This is a genomic window from Singulisphaera rosea, assembly GCF_054877945.1.
Window position 1 is genome coordinate 43,414 of sequence record NZ_JBTYIP020000020.1, and the last position, 13,676, is coordinate 57,089.

General features: G+C 64.5%; 23 protein-coding genes. All 23 read right to left on the reverse strand.

The annotated features are described in order from the left end of the window. Positions 1–8: 8 nt before the first annotated feature. Positions 9–428, reverse strand: coding sequence for a 50S ribosomal protein L17 (rplQ, locus tag ACYOEI_RS27375; RefSeq protein WP_462852827.1), 420 nt, complete (start codon positions 426–428; stop codon positions 9–11). Between the two features lie 123 nt (positions 429–551). After that, complete coding sequence (locus ACYOEI_RS27380; RefSeq protein ID WP_462852828.1) at positions 552–1,553, reverse strand: DNA-directed RNA polymerase subunit alpha; 1,002 nt, start codon at positions 1,551–1,553, stop codon at positions 552–554. Positions 1,554–1,662: 109 nt separating this feature from the next. Further along, positions 1,663–2,292, reverse strand: a complete 630-nt coding sequence (gene rpsD / locus ACYOEI_RS27385; protein ID WP_462852829.1) for a 30S ribosomal protein S4 — start codon at positions 2,290–2,292, stop codon at positions 1,663–1,665. A 259-nt stretch (positions 2,293–2,551) separates the two neighbouring features. Beyond that, positions 2,552–2,932, reverse strand: a complete 381-nt coding sequence (rpsK, locus tag ACYOEI_RS27390; RefSeq protein WP_015244082.1) for a 30S ribosomal protein S11 — start codon at positions 2,930–2,932, stop codon at positions 2,552–2,554. Between the two features lie 296 nt (positions 2,933–3,228). Continuing rightward, positions 3,229–3,612: a 30S ribosomal protein S13 gene (gene rpsM / locus ACYOEI_RS27395; protein ID WP_462852830.1), complete on the reverse strand. Its 384-nt coding sequence runs from the start codon at positions 3,610–3,612 to the stop codon at positions 3,229–3,231. 92 nt (positions 3,613–3,704) lie between these two features. Then, complete coding sequence (gene rpmJ / locus ACYOEI_RS27400; RefSeq protein WP_015244084.1) at positions 3,705–3,818, reverse strand: 50S ribosomal protein L36; 114 nt, start codon at positions 3,816–3,818, stop codon at positions 3,705–3,707. Between the two features lie 217 nt (positions 3,819–4,035). Continuing rightward, entirely contained in the window at positions 4,036–4,818 is a 783-nt protein-coding gene (map, locus tag ACYOEI_RS27405) for a type I methionyl aminopeptidase (protein WP_462852831.1), read from the reverse strand. Positions 4,819–4,975: 157 nt separating this feature from the next. Beyond that, the gene (gene secY, locus ACYOEI_RS27410; RefSeq protein WP_462852832.1) at positions 4,976–6,352 is read right to left on the reverse strand and encodes a preprotein translocase subunit SecY; all 1,377 of its coding nucleotides are present in this window, start codon (positions 6,350–6,352) and stop codon (positions 4,976–4,978) included. Between the two features lie 77 nt (positions 6,353–6,429). Next, complete coding sequence (rplO, locus tag ACYOEI_RS27415; RefSeq protein WP_462852833.1) at positions 6,430–6,882, reverse strand: 50S ribosomal protein L15; 453 nt, start codon at positions 6,880–6,882, stop codon at positions 6,430–6,432. Next, positions 6,882–7,367 carry a 30S ribosomal protein S5 gene (gene rpsE / locus ACYOEI_RS27420; protein WP_462852834.1) on the reverse strand — a complete coding sequence of 162 codons (486 nt, stop codon included), beginning with the start codon at positions 7,365–7,367 and terminating at the stop codon, positions 6,882–6,884. Before rpsE ends, rplO begins: the two co-directional genes overlap by 1 nt. Positions 7,368–7,379: 12 nt before the next feature. Then, complete coding sequence (gene rplR, locus ACYOEI_RS27425; protein ID WP_462852835.1) at positions 7,380–7,748, reverse strand: 50S ribosomal protein L18; 369 nt, start codon at positions 7,746–7,748, stop codon at positions 7,380–7,382. A gap of 159 nt (positions 7,749–7,907) precedes the next feature. After that, complete coding sequence (gene rplF, locus ACYOEI_RS27430) at positions 7,908–8,459, reverse strand: 50S ribosomal protein L6 (RefSeq protein ID WP_462852836.1); 552 nt, start codon at positions 8,457–8,459, stop codon at positions 7,908–7,910. A 108-nt stretch (positions 8,460–8,567) separates the two neighbouring features. Then, positions 8,568–8,963: a 30S ribosomal protein S8 gene (gene rpsH / locus ACYOEI_RS27435; RefSeq protein WP_462852837.1), complete on the reverse strand. Its 396-nt coding sequence runs from the start codon at positions 8,961–8,963 to the stop codon at positions 8,568–8,570. Between the two features lie 148 nt (positions 8,964–9,111). Next, positions 9,112–9,297 carry a type Z 30S ribosomal protein S14 gene (locus tag ACYOEI_RS27440; protein ID WP_462852838.1) on the reverse strand — a complete coding sequence of 62 codons (186 nt, stop codon included), beginning with the start codon at positions 9,295–9,297 and terminating at the stop codon, positions 9,112–9,114. 97 nt (positions 9,298–9,394) lie between these two features. Continuing rightward, positions 9,395–9,952, reverse strand: coding sequence for a 50S ribosomal protein L5 (gene rplE, locus ACYOEI_RS27445; RefSeq protein WP_462852839.1), 558 nt, complete (start codon positions 9,950–9,952; stop codon positions 9,395–9,397). Between the two features lie 23 nt (positions 9,953–9,975). Next, on the reverse strand, positions 9,976–10,341 hold the full coding sequence (gene rplX / locus ACYOEI_RS27450; protein WP_462852840.1) for a 50S ribosomal protein L24: 366 nt from the start codon (positions 10,339–10,341) through the stop codon (positions 9,976–9,978). A 95-nt stretch (positions 10,342–10,436) separates the two neighbouring features. Beyond that, the gene (rplN, locus tag ACYOEI_RS27455; RefSeq protein ID WP_462852841.1) at positions 10,437–10,817 is read right to left on the reverse strand and encodes a 50S ribosomal protein L14; all 381 of its coding nucleotides are present in this window, start codon (positions 10,815–10,817) and stop codon (positions 10,437–10,439) included. Positions 10,818–11,008: 191 nt separating this feature from the next. Then, positions 11,009–11,338: a 30S ribosomal protein S17 gene (gene rpsQ / locus ACYOEI_RS27460; RefSeq protein WP_462852842.1), complete on the reverse strand. Its 330-nt coding sequence runs from the start codon at positions 11,336–11,338 to the stop codon at positions 11,009–11,011. 37 nt (positions 11,339–11,375) lie between these two features. Then, positions 11,376–11,603: a 50S ribosomal protein L29 gene (gene rpmC, locus ACYOEI_RS27465; RefSeq protein WP_462852843.1), complete on the reverse strand. Its 228-nt coding sequence runs from the start codon at positions 11,601–11,603 to the stop codon at positions 11,376–11,378. A 112-nt stretch (positions 11,604–11,715) separates the two neighbouring features. Continuing rightward, complete coding sequence (rplP, locus tag ACYOEI_RS27470; RefSeq protein WP_462852844.1) at positions 11,716–12,135, reverse strand: 50S ribosomal protein L16; 420 nt, start codon at positions 12,133–12,135, stop codon at positions 11,716–11,718. Beyond that, positions 12,074–12,778 carry a 30S ribosomal protein S3 gene (gene rpsC / locus ACYOEI_RS27475; protein WP_462852845.1) on the reverse strand — a complete coding sequence of 235 codons (705 nt, stop codon included), beginning with the start codon at positions 12,776–12,778 and terminating at the stop codon, positions 12,074–12,076. Before rpsC ends, rplP begins: the two co-directional genes overlap by 62 nt. A gap of 18 nt (positions 12,779–12,796) precedes the next feature. Beyond that, positions 12,797–13,180 (reverse strand): 50S ribosomal protein L22, encoded by a 384-nt coding sequence (gene rplV / locus ACYOEI_RS27480; protein ID WP_462852846.1) that lies wholly within the window; start codon positions 13,178–13,180, stop codon positions 12,797–12,799. A gap of 69 nt (positions 13,181–13,249) precedes the next feature. Further along, complete coding sequence (gene rpsS, locus ACYOEI_RS27485; protein WP_462852847.1) at positions 13,250–13,531, reverse strand: 30S ribosomal protein S19; 282 nt, start codon at positions 13,529–13,531, stop codon at positions 13,250–13,252. Positions 13,532–13,676: the final 145 nt, after the last annotated feature.

A 13,676-nucleotide genomic window follows, 5' to 3' on the forward strand; every position in this document is an offset into this window, starting at 1 on the left:
TCCCGAGATCAGGAGTTGCTCGAGCTGGAAACGACGGCCGGGCGGGTCGGGGCCTTGATCTGCTCGTTCTCACCCAAGAGGCTGATCACGGCCATCGGCGCCGCGTCACCCTGGCGGACCTTGGCGAGCTTGTAGATGCGGGTGTAGCCGCCCGACCGCTCCTTGAAGCGCGGCCCGATCTCCTTGAAGAGAGCGAAGGCGACGTCCTTCTTGGTCACGACGGCCAGGACGCGGCGGAAGTTGTTCAGGTTCCAACCGTCTTTGGCCAGGGTGATCAGCTTCTCGGCGAAGGGCTGGACCTCCTTGGCCTTGGCCAGCGTCGTCTCGATCCGGCCGTGCTCGAACAGCGAGGTGGCCAGGTTACGGAGCATCATCCGCCGGTGCGACGGGGAACGCTTGAACTTCCGGCCGGCTTTTGCGTGTCGCATGGTTCATCAAACCGTGGCTAGAACTTGATTTCTTCAAGGGCTCGCGCCCTTGGCGAAAGCGGGACCGGCCGGGCGAAGCGGGGGCGCCCCCGCGGTTGTCGCCGCACGCGACCGGGGAATATGTCAGACGCCCTGGCGCGAAGGGAGCTCCATGCCGAGGTCGAGCCCGATCTCGTGGAGCTTGGCCCGCACTTCTTTCAACGTCGTCTCGCCGAAGTTGCGGACCGTCAGGAGTTGGTCCTCGGAACGGCTGACGAGGTGCCGGACGGTGGTGATCCCCTCGCTCTCGAGGCAGTTCGTGGCGCGGACCGAGAGCTCGAGCTCGGCCAGGCTCATGTCGAGCTTGCGCTCCAGTTCGGCGTCGAGCGGCTCGGAGCGGTGACCGTCCTGGCCACCCCCTTCTGAAGGCAGGCCCGGGCCCGGCTCGTAGTACTGTACGAACGGATTCAGGTGCTTCCGGAGGATCTTCGCCGCCTCCACCAGCGACATCTCGGGGCCGAGCGTGCCGGTGGTCCAGATCCGGAGGACGAGCTTGTCGTAGTTGGTCCGCTGTCCGACGCGGGTGTTCTCGACCCGGTATTCGACCCGGATCACCGGGCTGTAGATCGCGTCGATCGGAATCGCGCCGACCTCGAGGTCCTCGGTGTGACCTTCGGCGGCGGGCCGATAGCCACGGCCGTTCTCGACCGTCATCTCGAGAGCGAACGGCACGTCATCGGTCAGCGTGCAAAGGATGTGGTCCGGGTTGATGATCTCGATCGACTCGTCGTGGAGGATGTCGGCCGCCGTGACGACGCCCCGACGATCACGCTCGATGCGGATCGTCCGGTTCTGTTCGGAGTGGTTCTTAACGACCAGGCCTTTGATGTTCAGGACCAGGTCGGTAATATCTTCGACCATGCCGGGGATCGACGAGAATTCGTGCTGGACGCCTTGGATCTTGATCTTGGTGACGGCGCTCCCCTCCAGGCTGGACAGGAGGATGCGCCTGAGGCTATTACCGACCGTGTGACCGAACCCGCGCTCGAACGGCTCGATGTGGAACTCGCCGTACGTATCGGTCAACTTCTCACGGTTGCAGACGACCCGGCTGGGAAGTTCGAGGCCACGCCAACGGATGCGCATCGCACTCTCCAAAAAGGCGATCGGCCCTCGGCGGTCGGTCGAAATGAGCCGGTCGTGCGACCGGCACCCTCGTCCCCGTCGGAGGGCGGATCACCGCTTGTTTTCTTTCTCAGCGGCTCAACAATTCGACGATCAACTGCGGGGTGACCGGCAGCGAGATATCCTGAGTCGCGGGCAACCGGGAGACGCGCCCTTCGGGCGGCTCCGTGCTCGAGCGATCGAGCCAATCGGGCACCGGCGGCATGCCGTCGGTTTCCAGGCTCGCCGCGGCGAGCTTCCGAGAGTGCTCGCGGTCTTTGACCTGGATATGGTCACCAGGACGGACGAGGTAGCTCGGGATGTCGAGCTTGCGGCCATTTACCGTGATGTGCCCGTGCGTGATCATCTGCCGGGCCTGCGGACGGCTCGTGGCGAAGCCGAGACGGGTGACCACATTGTCCAACCGGCGCTCCAGGATCGCCATCAAGGCGTCGCCGGTGTTCCCGGGACGACGACCGGCGAGCTCGAAGTACTTCCGGAACTGCCGCTCGAAGATCCCATAGTAGCGCTTGACCTTCTGCTTCTCGCGGAGGCGGATCGAGTACTCGCTCGCTTTGCTCCGACGGAACTGGTGCATGCCCGGAACGCCTTCGCGGCGGTTGATGGCGCACTTCGGGGTGTCGCAGCGCGTCCCCTTCAAGAACAGCTTCAAGCCTTCACGGCGGCAGAGCCGGCAAACCGGCCCGATGTGACGTCCCATGGTATTCGAGCAATCCTTCAGGCGATGGTCGGGTTGAGTGGGGCCGAGTCTTCCGTGGTCGCGAACGCGCCGACGGGTTCCTCGGACGCTTGACTTACGATCCGCCGGAGGGCATTGACCGCGGGATTCGGCAACCCGATATCCGGTTCACCCGCGGATCCGGCCGGATCCGAACGAAGGAGGTTGGCGAGGCCTCGATCCCGTCGAGGTCGAGGACCAAGCGATGCAATGCGATGCGAGAGGCGTCGAAACGATCCGCTCAGACCCGCCGCTTCTTGGGGGGACGGCAGCCGTTGTGGGGCAGGGGGGTGACATCCTCGATCGCCTTGATCGAGAGTCCCGAAGCCTGGAGGGCGGTGATGGCGCTCTCGCGGCCGGAGCCGGGGCCCTTCACCTTGACCTCGACTTCCTTGACCCCGTACTTCGTCGCGGTCGCCGCGGCGGTCTCGGCCGCACGCTGGGCCGCGAACGGAGTGCTCTTGCGGCTCCCCTTGAATCCGACGGTCCCGGACGAAGCCCAGCACAACGCGTCGCCGTTGGGGTCGGTGATCGTGACCGTCGTGTTGTTGAACGTCGCTTTGATATGCACGACCGCCCGGCTGACGTTACGTCGTGTCTTACGCTTCTTGGCCTTGGCCACGGGTCCGTAGCTCCCTGGGAATCCTCGAAAAATGAAACCGCTCGGCGTTCCGAGCGAATCGATACGGGGGTCGGAGGCCACGTCCTTGGCGGCCTCGCCAGGTCAACGATGGCCTGAAGGGGGATCGAGACGATCGAGACCCAAGGCCACCAACGACGACAGGGCCGACACCGGGGCCCAAAAGGCGAGACCCCAGGCCACCCCATCGGGGCCGGATCCGCGGGCGAGGCGTGATGCCGAAAGGGACGGGCTGACACATCCTCGCGTTGCCACGAGGTTGCCAACGTCCCCCGACATCAGCGCATCTCCTTGACGCCCTTCTTACCGGCGACCGTCTTCCGCGGCCCCTTTCGGGTCCGGGCATTAGTCCGAGTTCGCTGGCCGTGAACGGGCAGTCCCTTGCGGTGACGAAGACCGCGGTAGCAGCCGATGTCACGCAGCCGGGCGATGCTCTGCTGGACCTGTCGACGGAGTTGACCTTCGACCGTGTACTCGTTGTCGAGCAACGCGGCCAACTTGGCCAAGTCGTCTTCCGTCAGGTCGCGGGCGCGCTTGTCGCGGTCGATCCCCGTCCGTTCGCAAAGCTGCTCGGCGAGGAACGGCCCGATCCCATAAATGTAGCGCAGCGAGATCACCGTGCGCTTGTCGTTCGGGATATCGACACCGAGAATACGAGGCATCCGTCCTAATCTCCGTGGGGCGAAGGCGTGGCGTGAGTTGACGTGCTAGGGTCAGTCTCCGACGGCCGGCCAAGACTCCGAGCGGCGAGCGCTCAGCCCTGCCGCTGCTTGTGGCGGGGATTCTCGCAGATGACGTAGACTTTGCCCCGGCGGCGGACGATCTTGCAGTGTTCGCAAATCCGCTTGACGCTGGATCGGATCTTCATCGGTCTCCTGGCTCTCTTTCCCAGCTTCGCGGGGACGAACCCCCGAGGCGGCCCAAGCCTTCGGGTCGCCCCGTCAACATCCCATCCAGACGCGGGCCGAATTGGGCCAATATAATCGCCCCGTCAAACTCACGCAAGCCCGGATTTTCGGACGAAACGGGTTCCCTCGGGAACTTCTCCCCACCGCCGGGAACCGAACCGAACTCCGAACCGTCGATTAATCATTCAAATAAGTCAGGACACGTGGACCATCGGGCGTCATCGCGACGGTGTGCTCGAAATGGGCACTAACGCCACGGTCCTTGGTCTCCACCGTCCAGCCATCGTCAAGGGTCCGCACGTCCTTCGTCCCGAGCGAGACCATGGGCTCGATGGCCAGCACGATCCCAGGCTCGAGGCGAATGTCATTCTTTCGCAGGGCCTTGCTCACGAAGTTCGGAACCTGGGGCTCCTCGTGCATCGCCTGGCCGATCCCGTGACCGACGAACTTCTCGACGACGTACATCCCCTGGCTCTTGACGTACCGCTCCATCAGGCTGGCGACTTCGGACCAGAGCGAGCAACGCTCCATGGCCCGGATCGCGAGATTGAGCGTCTCCGAGGTCACATCCAGGAGCTTCTGGACCTCGGGCCGAATCGCGCCGATGGGCAACGTCACGGCCGCGTCGCCGCACCAGCCGTTGACCTTGCACCCCGTGTCGATCGACACCACATCACCTTCGCGGAGGGGGCGGCGATTCGGGATGCCGTGGACCACCTGTTCGTTCACGCTCGCGCAGATAACGGCCGGGAAAGGAGACTTCCCCTTGACCGAGCTCGGATAACCCTTGAACAGAGGCGTCGCGCCGTGCTCGAGGAAGATCGCGGCCACCGCCTCATCCAGATCTGCCGTCGTCACGCCCGGCACCGCGAGCGAGCGGACTCGGTCCAACGCCTTGGCGACGACCCGACCCGCCTCACGCATCAGGCCGATCTCGCGGGGGCTTTTCAGCTTGATCACGTTTCGCTTCGTTTCGAACCTGTCCGCTCGAACCGCGGAACACCTACTTGAAATTCAACCCACAACGCCCTGGTCTTAACCCACCAGAGACTCGAACGGAAGGGGCCAGCCGGGAACCAGGTCCCGGACGTGGCCCGCTCCGCGCGGTCCTATCGAATCAACGCTTGCTCACGAGGCCACCGTAGTTCCTCATGATCAAGTGGCTGTCGATCTTCTGGACGAGGTCGAGACAAACGCTGATCACGATCAGGAGGCCTGTACCCCCCATGAACGCCGCGATCGTGTAGTCGACCATCAAGGCGTTCTGGACGACGGAGGGGATGACCGCCACGAGGCTGAGGAACGCCGCCCCGACGTAGGTGATCCGCAGCATCACCTTCTCGAGGTAGTCGGCCGTCCGCCGGCCCGGGCGATACCCGGGGATGAAGCTGCCGTAGTCCTTCAGGTTCTCGGCCATGTCCTTCGGGTTGAAGGTGATGGCCGTCCAGAAGTAGCAGAAGAAGTAGATCAAGACGATGTAGAACAGCGTGTAGACATAGCTTTGCTTCTGGAACGCGTCGGCCGTCTCTTGGATCAAGGCGGCGACGGCCGACCAGACGTTCCACGAGTCGGTACGCCACCCCGCCGTGGCCCGCGAGAGCCCGTTCAGGATGAAAGAGGGGAAGATGAGCAGGCTCGAGGCGAAGATGATCGGCATCACGCCCGCCTGGTTCACCTTCAAGGGAAGATACTGGCGAGTCCCACCGAAGACCCGACGGCCCCGGACGTGCTTCGCCGACTGGGTCGGGATCCGCCGCTGACTCTCGGTGATCGCGATAACCCCGACGACCACCGCGATGAACAGGGCCAGGAGCATGACGATCGTGGTGATCGGATACTTGCCGGCGTCGGCGGTGAGCCGAGGGGTCGCATTCACGGCGAGGTCGCGGAGGGCCAGCGGCATCCGGGCCAGGATCCCGGCCATGATCAGGAGGCTGATCCCGTTGCCGATCCCGTACTCGTCAATCTGCTCGCCGATCCACATCAGGAAGACGGTCCCCGCCGTCATGATGCAGACGCACACGAGCCCATCCCAGAAGTTTTGGTGCTGTGGTAGCACGACCCCCATCTGGGGACTCATCATGTACTGGACCCAGAATGCGCTCTGTACCGCGCATAAGAGTACCGTTGCGTATCTCGTGTATTCGTTAATCTTCTTACGGCCGCTCTCCCCCTCCTTCATCATCGCCTCGAGCGATGGGACCACGCTCCCGAGGAGCTGGAAAATGATCGAGGCGGAGATGTAGGGCATGATCCCGAGGCCGAAGATCGTGCTCATGCCGATCGACGTGCCGCCGAACATGGCGACGGTGCCGAAGATCTTTCCCGCGGTGTTGCTGCTCTGGTGTTCCTGCCAGTTCTTGAGCTGGTCCTGATTGACGATCGGCAGGGGGACATAGAACCCTACCCGATAGAGGGCCAGGAACATGGCCGTCATCAGGATCTTGCGCTGAAGCTCAGGAACCTTGAAGAGGATCGTATAGAGCTTGCCCACGTCGAGACGCCTCCTCGGTCGCGATCAAGGGGAACGAACGAAAAGGGTGGGCGCCGGCGCCCACCCCGGGATCGTTTCTATTGGACAACGACCGTGCTGCCGCCCGCCGCGGCGATCTTCGCGGCGGCCGATCCGCTGAACTTGGTGGCGTGGACGGTGAAGGCCTTGGTCACCTCGCCCTCGCCGAGGATCTTGATGCCATCGTCGTGACGCCCCTTGACGAGCCCGCGGGCCCGCAAGGCGGCCTCGTCGATGACGGCACCCGCGTCGTAGCAGGCGTCCAGCGACGCGATGTTGACGATCGCGAAGTCTTTCTTGAAGTAGCCGTTGAAGAAGCCACGCTTCGGGACGCGGCGGGCGAGGGGCATCTGGCCGCCCTCGAACAGGGCGCTTTGCTTGAAGCCCTGACGGGACGAGTGGCCCTTGTGCCCCTTGCTCGAGGTCTTGCCGTGACCCGAGCCGATACCGCGGCCGACGCGCTTGCGCTTCTTCCGCTTGTGAATGCCTTGGTGGACGTCGTGGAGTTGCATTAGAGGGAGACTCCCCGGAGGCGAGCCACTTCTTCCTTGGTCCGCAGTTGGGTCAGGGCATTGATCGCCGCCTTGACCAAGTTCAGCTTGTTGGTCGAGCCGTAGCTCTTGGTCAGGATGTCGGTGATCCCGGCGGCCTGCACGACCGAACGGACGGCACCGCCGGCGATGACGCCGGTACCCGGGCTGGCGGAGAGCATCACGACGCGGGCGGCACCGAAGCGACCGATCACGCGGTGCGGGATCGTGCCACCGCGGAGGTTGACCCGGTTCATCTGCTTGTGGGCGTCCTTGACGCCCTTCTCGACGGCGGGGGGCACCTCGTTGGCCTTGCCGTAGCCCCAGGCCACCTGGCCCCGGCCATTCCCGACGACCACAAGGGCATTGAAGCTGAAGCGGCGACCACCCTTGACTACCGCGGCGCAGCGGCGGATCGCCACCACGCTCTCGGTCCATTCGCCTCGTTCTCGACTATCGCTCGACATGGCGGGCTCCTTTTAGAATTCCAGACCCGCCTCGCGGGCGGCATCGGCCAGGGCCTGGACCCGGCCATGATATTTGTAGCTTCGGCGGTCGAAACAAATCTTGTCAATACCGGCCTGCTTGGCCCGCTCGGCCACCTTGCGCCCCACCAACGTGGCCGCCGCCTTGTTGCCGCCGTACGCCAGCTCAGTCTTGATCTCCGGGTCGAGCGTGCTGGCCGAGGCCAAGGTCGTCCCGGTGCTGTCGTTGATCACCTGCGCGTAGATGTGCTTCGAGCTCCGGAAGACGGCCAATCGGGGCCGCTCGACGGTGCCGAAAAGTCTCTTGCGGACGTGCCGCTGGCGGCGAAGCCGCCTCACCTGGACAAGTTTGCGCTGATTCACGAAAATATCCTCGGCTCGGGGTTCGGGGCGACCGATGCCGACCGGGCGCCCAGCCCTCAACACTCGGCCATTGTTGGATTCGGAAACGAGAGCGCCGACGGGAACCCCCGGGGAGCCGGAGGGCTCGACCCGGGGGAAGACCGCGGCAGGCGGCCCGCGTTACTTCGAGCCGAAGGCCTTACCGGCCTTTCGGCGGACGACTTCGCCCTCGTAGCGAATCCCCTTACCCTTGTAGGGCTCGGGCGGGCGGACCTTGCGGACGACGGCGGCGAACTGCCCGACCGCCTGCTTGTCGGCGCCGCTGATCGTGATGTGCGTCGGGTCGACGACGACGACGCTGACGCCCGTGGGGGCCTCGAGCACGATCTGGTTGGCGAAGCCGACCTGGAGGGCCACGGTGTTGGCCTTCTTCAACTGGGCCTGGTAGCCGACGCCGACGATTTCCAGCTTCTTGACGTAGCCGGTCGCGACGCCCTCGACCATGTTGGCCACGAGGCTGCGGGTCAGCCCGTGCAATGCCCGGCTCTCTCGTTCGTCGTCGACGCGGGTCACGACGACCTGCTTGCCCGCGTCATCAAGAGTCACGCCGACCTCGGGTCGATACGTGAACGACAGCTTACCTTTCGGGCCTTCGACGCTGATGGTCGAGTCGGCGACCGACACTTTCACGTTGGCCGGCACGGGCACCGGCTTGCGTCCGATCCGGGACATGGGACCACGATCCTCTCGCTCAAGGGGCACCCACGGGGGATCCGGGAGACCTCACCGCCGCGGTGCGAGTGACTCGATGTGTTCGTTTCAACGACGACGGCCGGGATCTTAGTGGATCAAGGCGAGGACTTCCCCGCCGACCTTCTCGGCCCGGGCGCGTCGGTCGCTGATCACGCCCTTGGGGGTGCTCAGGATCTGGATCCCCATTCCGCCGAGGACGGGCCGGAGGTCCTTGTACCCGCTGTAGACCCGGCGGCCGGGCTTGCTCACGCGGTCGATCCGCGTGATCAGCCGCTCGCCGTTGGGGCCGTACTTCATGTGCAGGCGGAGGGTCTTGGAGGGGACGGTGTCGACTTCCTCGAAGTCCCAAATATACCCCTCGTCCTTCAACACCTGGGCGACGCCCCGGCGGAGGTTCGAGCTGGGCAGGTCGACCAGCGGGCGCTCGATCCGCACGGCGTTGCGGATCCGGGTGAGCATATCAGCAATCGGGTCGGTCATCATGGCAGGAACGATTCCCGTCAACCGTCGCGGGTAACGCGCCTCGACCCGGCAGGATGGGCTCGCCGGGAAGGGCCGCGTCGGCGCGGCGGGGCATTGATCGAACGAGGCGGACGCACCTCGGGACGACACCCGAGGGCAGGAGACTCACTTACCAACTGGCCTTCTTGACGCCCGGGATCAGGCCCTTGAGGGCGAGGCTCCGGAAGCAGATCCGGCAGATGCCGAACTTGCGATAGACGGCGCGGGGTCGGCCGCAGAGCTTGCAACGGTTGCGGTGCTGGACCGCAAACTTGCGAGGGGTCTGCGACTTGATCATCTGGGCTTTGGTCGACATCGCTGGTTCACCGTCACCTGGGAGATTAGGGAGGGCTCAAACTCGGCCTCGGGCCTCTCGGCCGAAGGACAGGGGTCGTCGTCCCTCGCCGGTCGGTTCAACGAGACTTCTGCTGCGGCTGACGATAGGGCATGCCGAACGACTTGAGCAGTTCGCGGGACTGGTCATCGTTGGCGTTCTTCACGACGATCGTGATGTCCATGCCTTGCGTGTGCTGCAGTCGGTCGGCGTCGATCTCGGGGAACACCACCTGCTCGGCGAGACCGAGGGTGAAGTTGCCGTGCCCGTCGAAGCTGTTCGGATTCACGCCGCGGAAGTCACGAATACGAGGGAGAGCGACCGAGATCAGTCGGTCGAGGAACTCGTACATCCGCTTCCCGCGGAGGGTGACCTTGCAGCCGATCTCGTTGCCTTCGCGGAGGCGGAAGCCGGCGACCGAGGTCTTGGCCTTGGTCACGAGGGGCTTCTGTCCGCTGATCCGGCTCAGGCTATCGATGGCCACTTCCATGAGGGCCTTGTCCTGAGTCGCCCGGCCGACGCCCATGTTGATGACGATCTTCTCCAGCTTGGGGATCGACATCTTGTTGGCGAGGTTGAACTTGGAGGCCATCGCCGGCGCGATGGTCGCATTGTACTGATCGAGCAGGCGAGCCATTCCAGTCGTCCTTCAATCGATCCTTATTTCTTTTCGGCATGGGCCGGCTTGGCCGGCCCGACGTTGCCCAGACTTGCCGAGCATTTCTTGCAGAAGCGTTGCTTCTGGCCGGCCTCGGTGAACCGATGGCCGACGCGGACGCCCCGCTTGCAGCTGGGGCAGAAGAGCATGACGTTCGAGACGGCGATCGGCATCTCCTTGGAGAGCCGCCCGCCCTGCTGGTTCTTGGCGCTCGGCTTCAGGTGCTTGTAGACCCGGTTGACCCCCTCGACGACGATCTTGTTCTTCTCGGGGAGGACGCGTAGCACCTTGGCCACCCGACGATCGGAGGGCGAACCCTTGTCGTCGCCGGTGATCACCTCGACCTGATCATCTTTGCGAATATGCATGGTCGTTTCTACGTGCGAATAGGGTGGCGGTTGGCCCCCGCCGACGGTCGCGAAGGGGCGGGCCCTGGCCGGGCCGCATCGGGTCCTCCCCGAATTCAGACCACCTCGGAGGCCAGGCTGATGATCTTCATGTACTGGCGGTCGCGGAGCTCGCGGGCGATGGCGCCGAAGATGCGGGTGCCGCGCGGGTTCCGCTCGTTGTCGATCAGGACGACGGCGTTGCGGTCGAACTTGACGTAGGAGCCGTCGATTCGTCGGGTCGAGTTGCGGACGCGGACGACGACGCAACGGACCACGTCGCCGGCCTTCACGTCGCCGCCGGGGGACGCCTTCTTCACGCTGGCGATGATCACGTCGCCGAGCCCCGCCGTGCGACGCTTGTAATGCGAGGCGCTACCGCCGAGGACCTTGAAGCACATGACTTCTTTGGCCCCGGAGTTGTCGGCCACGTCGAGCCGAGTCTGCATTTGAATCATGGGACACCCTGCTGATCATTAGGAGGGCGTGAGGTCCACGCCGAAAACCTTCCGAGATGCGTTCCGGCGTGAATCCGATCGACGCCCACCGGGATCCGCCCGCCTTGCCGACACACTGGCCCGCCGACCGAACGCGAAGCTCGGCCGGCCCGGCCCGGTCATCACCGGGGCCGACCGTCCGACCGACCGACTCAGACCGAGGCCTTCGCCGCTTCGCCCTCGCCGGCAAGGGCCTGCTGCGCCCCCTGACGGACGATCCGGACGATCCGCCACCGCTTCAGCTTGGAAAGCGGGCGGGTCTCCATGATCTCGACCTGGTCGCCGATGTGCGACTGGTTCGTCTCGTCGTGCGCGTGGCAGACGGTGCGACGACGGAGCAGCTTGCCGTACTTGGGGTGCGGGTACAAGGTCTCGATTTCGACCCGACGGGTCTTGTTCATCTTGTCGGACGTCACGACCCCGATCTCCGTCTTGCGCCGGCTGCGGGCGGGGGCGGCGGGGTTGGTTGTCGGTTGGCTCATCGCGGTTAACCGGTTCCGGTTCTCGTGTGGGGACGAATTAGGTCGTCGAGGCCGCGGCGGCGGACCGTTCGACATCGATTTCGCGGAGACGGAGGATCGTCTTGATTCGGGCGATCTCGCGCTTCGCCTTGATGATCTCGCTCGGCGCTTCGAGCCGTTCGGTCTCGCTCTGGAGTCGGAGCCGGAACAGGTTCTGCTGGGTCTCCTTCAGGAGGAGGTCCAACTGTTCGTCGGTCTGCTCGCGGAGTTCGGCGGGCTTGCTCATGGTTTCGGTCCTGCCGGCGGCTCAGCCCGCCCGGCGATCGGCCTCGTACTCGGTCTCGGTGGAACGAACGACCAGGGAATGACGACGGCCCGGCTCACCCGGGCGTCGCGAGTTACAGCGTGGGGCGCCGGGTGACGAACCGGCAGGAGACCGGGAGCTTGTGGGCGACCCGCGCCAGGCACGCACGGGCGACTTCTTCGCTCACGCCGGTGACCTCGTACAAGATCGTACCGGGCTTGACGATCGCCGCCCAGTACTCGACCTCACCTTTACCCTTACCCATTCGGGTCTCGGCGGGAATCGAGGTGATGCTCTTGTGCGGGAAGATCCGGATGAAGAGCTTGCCGCCCCCCTTGACCGCCTGGCTGGCCACGACTCGGCCCGCCTCGATGGTCGCCGCGCTGATCTTGCCGGGCTCGAGCGACTGGAGGCCGAACTCGCCGAACGCAACGTAATTGCCGCGGGTGGCGTTACCTTTTACGCGGCCTTTTTGGCTTTTTCGGAACTTGACCCGCTTGGGCATCATGGGCATCGGTGCCGCCCTCCGTCTTCAGGTAATCGCCTTGGTTGACCCACACTTTGATCCCGATGTGGCCTTGCGCCGTCTTGGCTTCGGAGAAGCCGTAGTCGACCTTGGCCCGGAGCGTGCTCAGGGGGATCGAGCCGAGGTTGGCGGACTCGGTCCGCGACATCTCGGAGCCCCCGAGGCGGCCCGAAAGCTGAATCTTGACGCCCTTGGCACCACCGTCCATGGTCTGCTCGAGGGCGCGCTTCATCGTGCGACGGAAGCTCGAGCGCTTCTGGAGCTGCTCGCCGATGTCCTCGCTGATGAGCTGCGCGTCGATCTCGGGGCGGTTGACCTCGACGATCTTGACTTCGATCCGGCGCCCGGTCAGTTCCTGGAGCTCGTCCTTGAGACGATCAACCTCGGCCCCTTTGCGGCCGATGATGATGCCCGGGCGGGCGGTCGACAGGAAGACGGTGACGGCGTCGCGGGTCCGCTCGATTTCAATCTTGGGGATGCCAGCGTAGCTGTACTTACCCTTGATGAATTTGCGGATCTTGAAGTCTTCGACCAAAAGGTCGCTGAATTCGTGCTTGGAGGCGTACCAGCGGCTTCGCCAGTCCTCCATGATCCCGATCCGAAAGCCGGTCGGGTGAACCTTCTGGCCCATGGGTCGACGTCCTTTGGGTTAGTCCTGGTCCTGGTCCGAGGCGCCGGCGCTGACGGCCGCCAGGTCGGTCAGGGCGATCTGGATGTGGGCGCTCCGCCGACGGATCATGTAGGCCATGCCGCGGGCCCTCGGCATCAGTCGCTTGAACATCGGGCCCCCATCTCCCCGGGCGTCGACCACGACGAGGTCGCCGACGTTGCGGATGCCGCGATCTTCGGCATTAGCCATGGCGCTCTTCAGCACCTGCTCGATCATCCGCGCCCCCCGGTGGGGCATGTACTTCATGATGTCCATGGCGTCGTCGGCATACTTGCCGCGGACCAGGTCGAGGATGGGCCGGAGCTTGCGCACCGAGATCCGGGCGAAGCGATGTTTGGCGACGTATTCAGTCGAGGGACTCATGGCCGATTTCCCACACGGTCTCCCGAGAGAAGGCGGGGCCTCCTTCGGATTCAGCTCTTCGGATTGGTTTTATTTCCGACCACCCTTGGTGGCCTTACCGCCGTGACCCCGGAAGGTCCGCGTCGGCGCGAACTCGCCAAGCTTGTGCCCGACCATGTCCTCGGTCACGTACAGCTTGATGAAGTTCCGCCCGTTGTGGATGGCGAAGTTCTTGCCGATGAACTCGGGCACGATCGTGCAGGCGCGCGCCCACGTCTTGATCGGTTCGCGGTTGCCGGTCGAGTCGACCCGGTACACCTTCTCGAGCAACCGCTCGACGACGTACGGGCCTTTCTTCAACGAACGTCCCATAAGTATCAGGTCCCGGACCCTTCCAGGTCGAAAGCGGACAGCGAGAGGCGAATCTCGTTCGGATCCCTAAATGATTCGATCGATTCGGGGCCGGTCCCGATCCGTTCGGATCCGATCCCTTCAGACGGCGAGGCCGGTCGTCGTT

What these genes read in the sequence shown, in the direction of transcription:
- rplQ (WP_462852827.1), bottom strand. Translation starts at nt 428, where the DNA reads ATGCGACACGCAAAAGCCGGCCGGAAGTTCAAGCGTTCCCCGTCGCAC.
- ACYOEI_RS27380 (WP_462852828.1), bottom strand. Translation starts at nt 1,553, where the DNA reads ATGCGCATCCGTTGGCGTGGCCTCGAACTTCCCAGCCGGGTCGTCTGC.
- rpsD (WP_462852829.1), bottom strand. Translation starts at nt 2,292, where the DNA reads ATGGGACGTCACATCGGGCCGGTTTGCCGGCTCTGCCGCCGTGAAGGC.
- rpsM (WP_462852830.1), bottom strand. Translation starts at nt 3,612, where the DNA reads ATGCCTCGTATTCTCGGTGTCGATATCCCGAACGACAAGCGCACGGTG.
- rpmJ (WP_015244084.1), bottom strand. Translation starts at nt 3,818, where the DNA reads ATGAAGATCCGATCCAGCGTCAAGCGGATTTGCGAACACTGCAAGATC.
- rplO (WP_462852833.1), bottom strand. Translation starts at nt 6,882, where the DNA reads ATGCAACTCCACGACGTCCACCAAGGCATTCACAAGCGGAAGAAGCGC.
- rpsE (WP_462852834.1), bottom strand. Translation starts at nt 7,367, where the DNA reads ATGTCGAGCGATAGTCGAGAACGAGGCGAATGGACCGAGAGCGTGGTG.
- rplF (WP_462852836.1), bottom strand. Translation starts at nt 8,459, where the DNA reads ATGTCCCGGATCGGACGCAAGCCGGTGCCCGTGCCGGCCAACGTGAAA.
- rpsH (WP_462852837.1), bottom strand. Translation starts at nt 8,963, where the DNA reads ATGATGACCGACCCGATTGCTGATATGCTCACCCGGATCCGCAACGCC.
- ACYOEI_RS27440 (WP_462852838.1), bottom strand. Translation starts at nt 9,297, where the DNA reads ATGTCGACCAAAGCCCAGATGATCAAGTCGCAGACCCCTCGCAAGTTT.
- rplE (WP_462852839.1), bottom strand. Translation starts at nt 9,952, where the DNA reads ATGGCTCGCCTGCTCGATCAGTACAATGCGACCATCGCGCCGGCGATG.
- rplX (WP_462852840.1), bottom strand. Translation starts at nt 10,341, where the DNA reads ATGCATATTCGCAAAGATGATCAGGTCGAGGTGATCACCGGCGACGAC.
- rplN (WP_462852841.1), bottom strand. Translation starts at nt 10,817, where the DNA reads ATGATTCAAATGCAGACTCGGCTCGACGTGGCCGACAACTCCGGGGCC.
- rpsQ (WP_462852842.1), bottom strand. Translation starts at nt 11,338, where the DNA reads ATGAGCCAACCGACAACCAACCCCGCCGCCCCCGCCCGCAGCCGGCGC.
- rpmC (WP_462852843.1), bottom strand. Translation starts at nt 11,603, where the DNA reads ATGAGCAAGCCCGCCGAACTCCGCGAGCAGACCGACGAACAGTTGGAC.
- rplP (WP_462852844.1), bottom strand. Translation starts at nt 12,135, where the DNA reads ATGCCCATGATGCCCAAGCGGGTCAAGTTCCGAAAAAGCCAAAAAGGC.
- rpsC (WP_462852845.1), bottom strand. Translation starts at nt 12,778, where the DNA reads ATGGGCCAGAAGGTTCACCCGACCGGCTTTCGGATCGGGATCATGGAG.
- rplV (WP_462852846.1), bottom strand. Translation starts at nt 13,180, where the DNA reads ATGAGTCCCTCGACTGAATACGTCGCCAAACATCGCTTCGCCCGGATC.
- rpsS (WP_462852847.1), bottom strand. Translation starts at nt 13,531, where the DNA reads ATGGGACGTTCGTTGAAGAAAGGCCCGTACGTCGTCGAGCGGTTGCTC.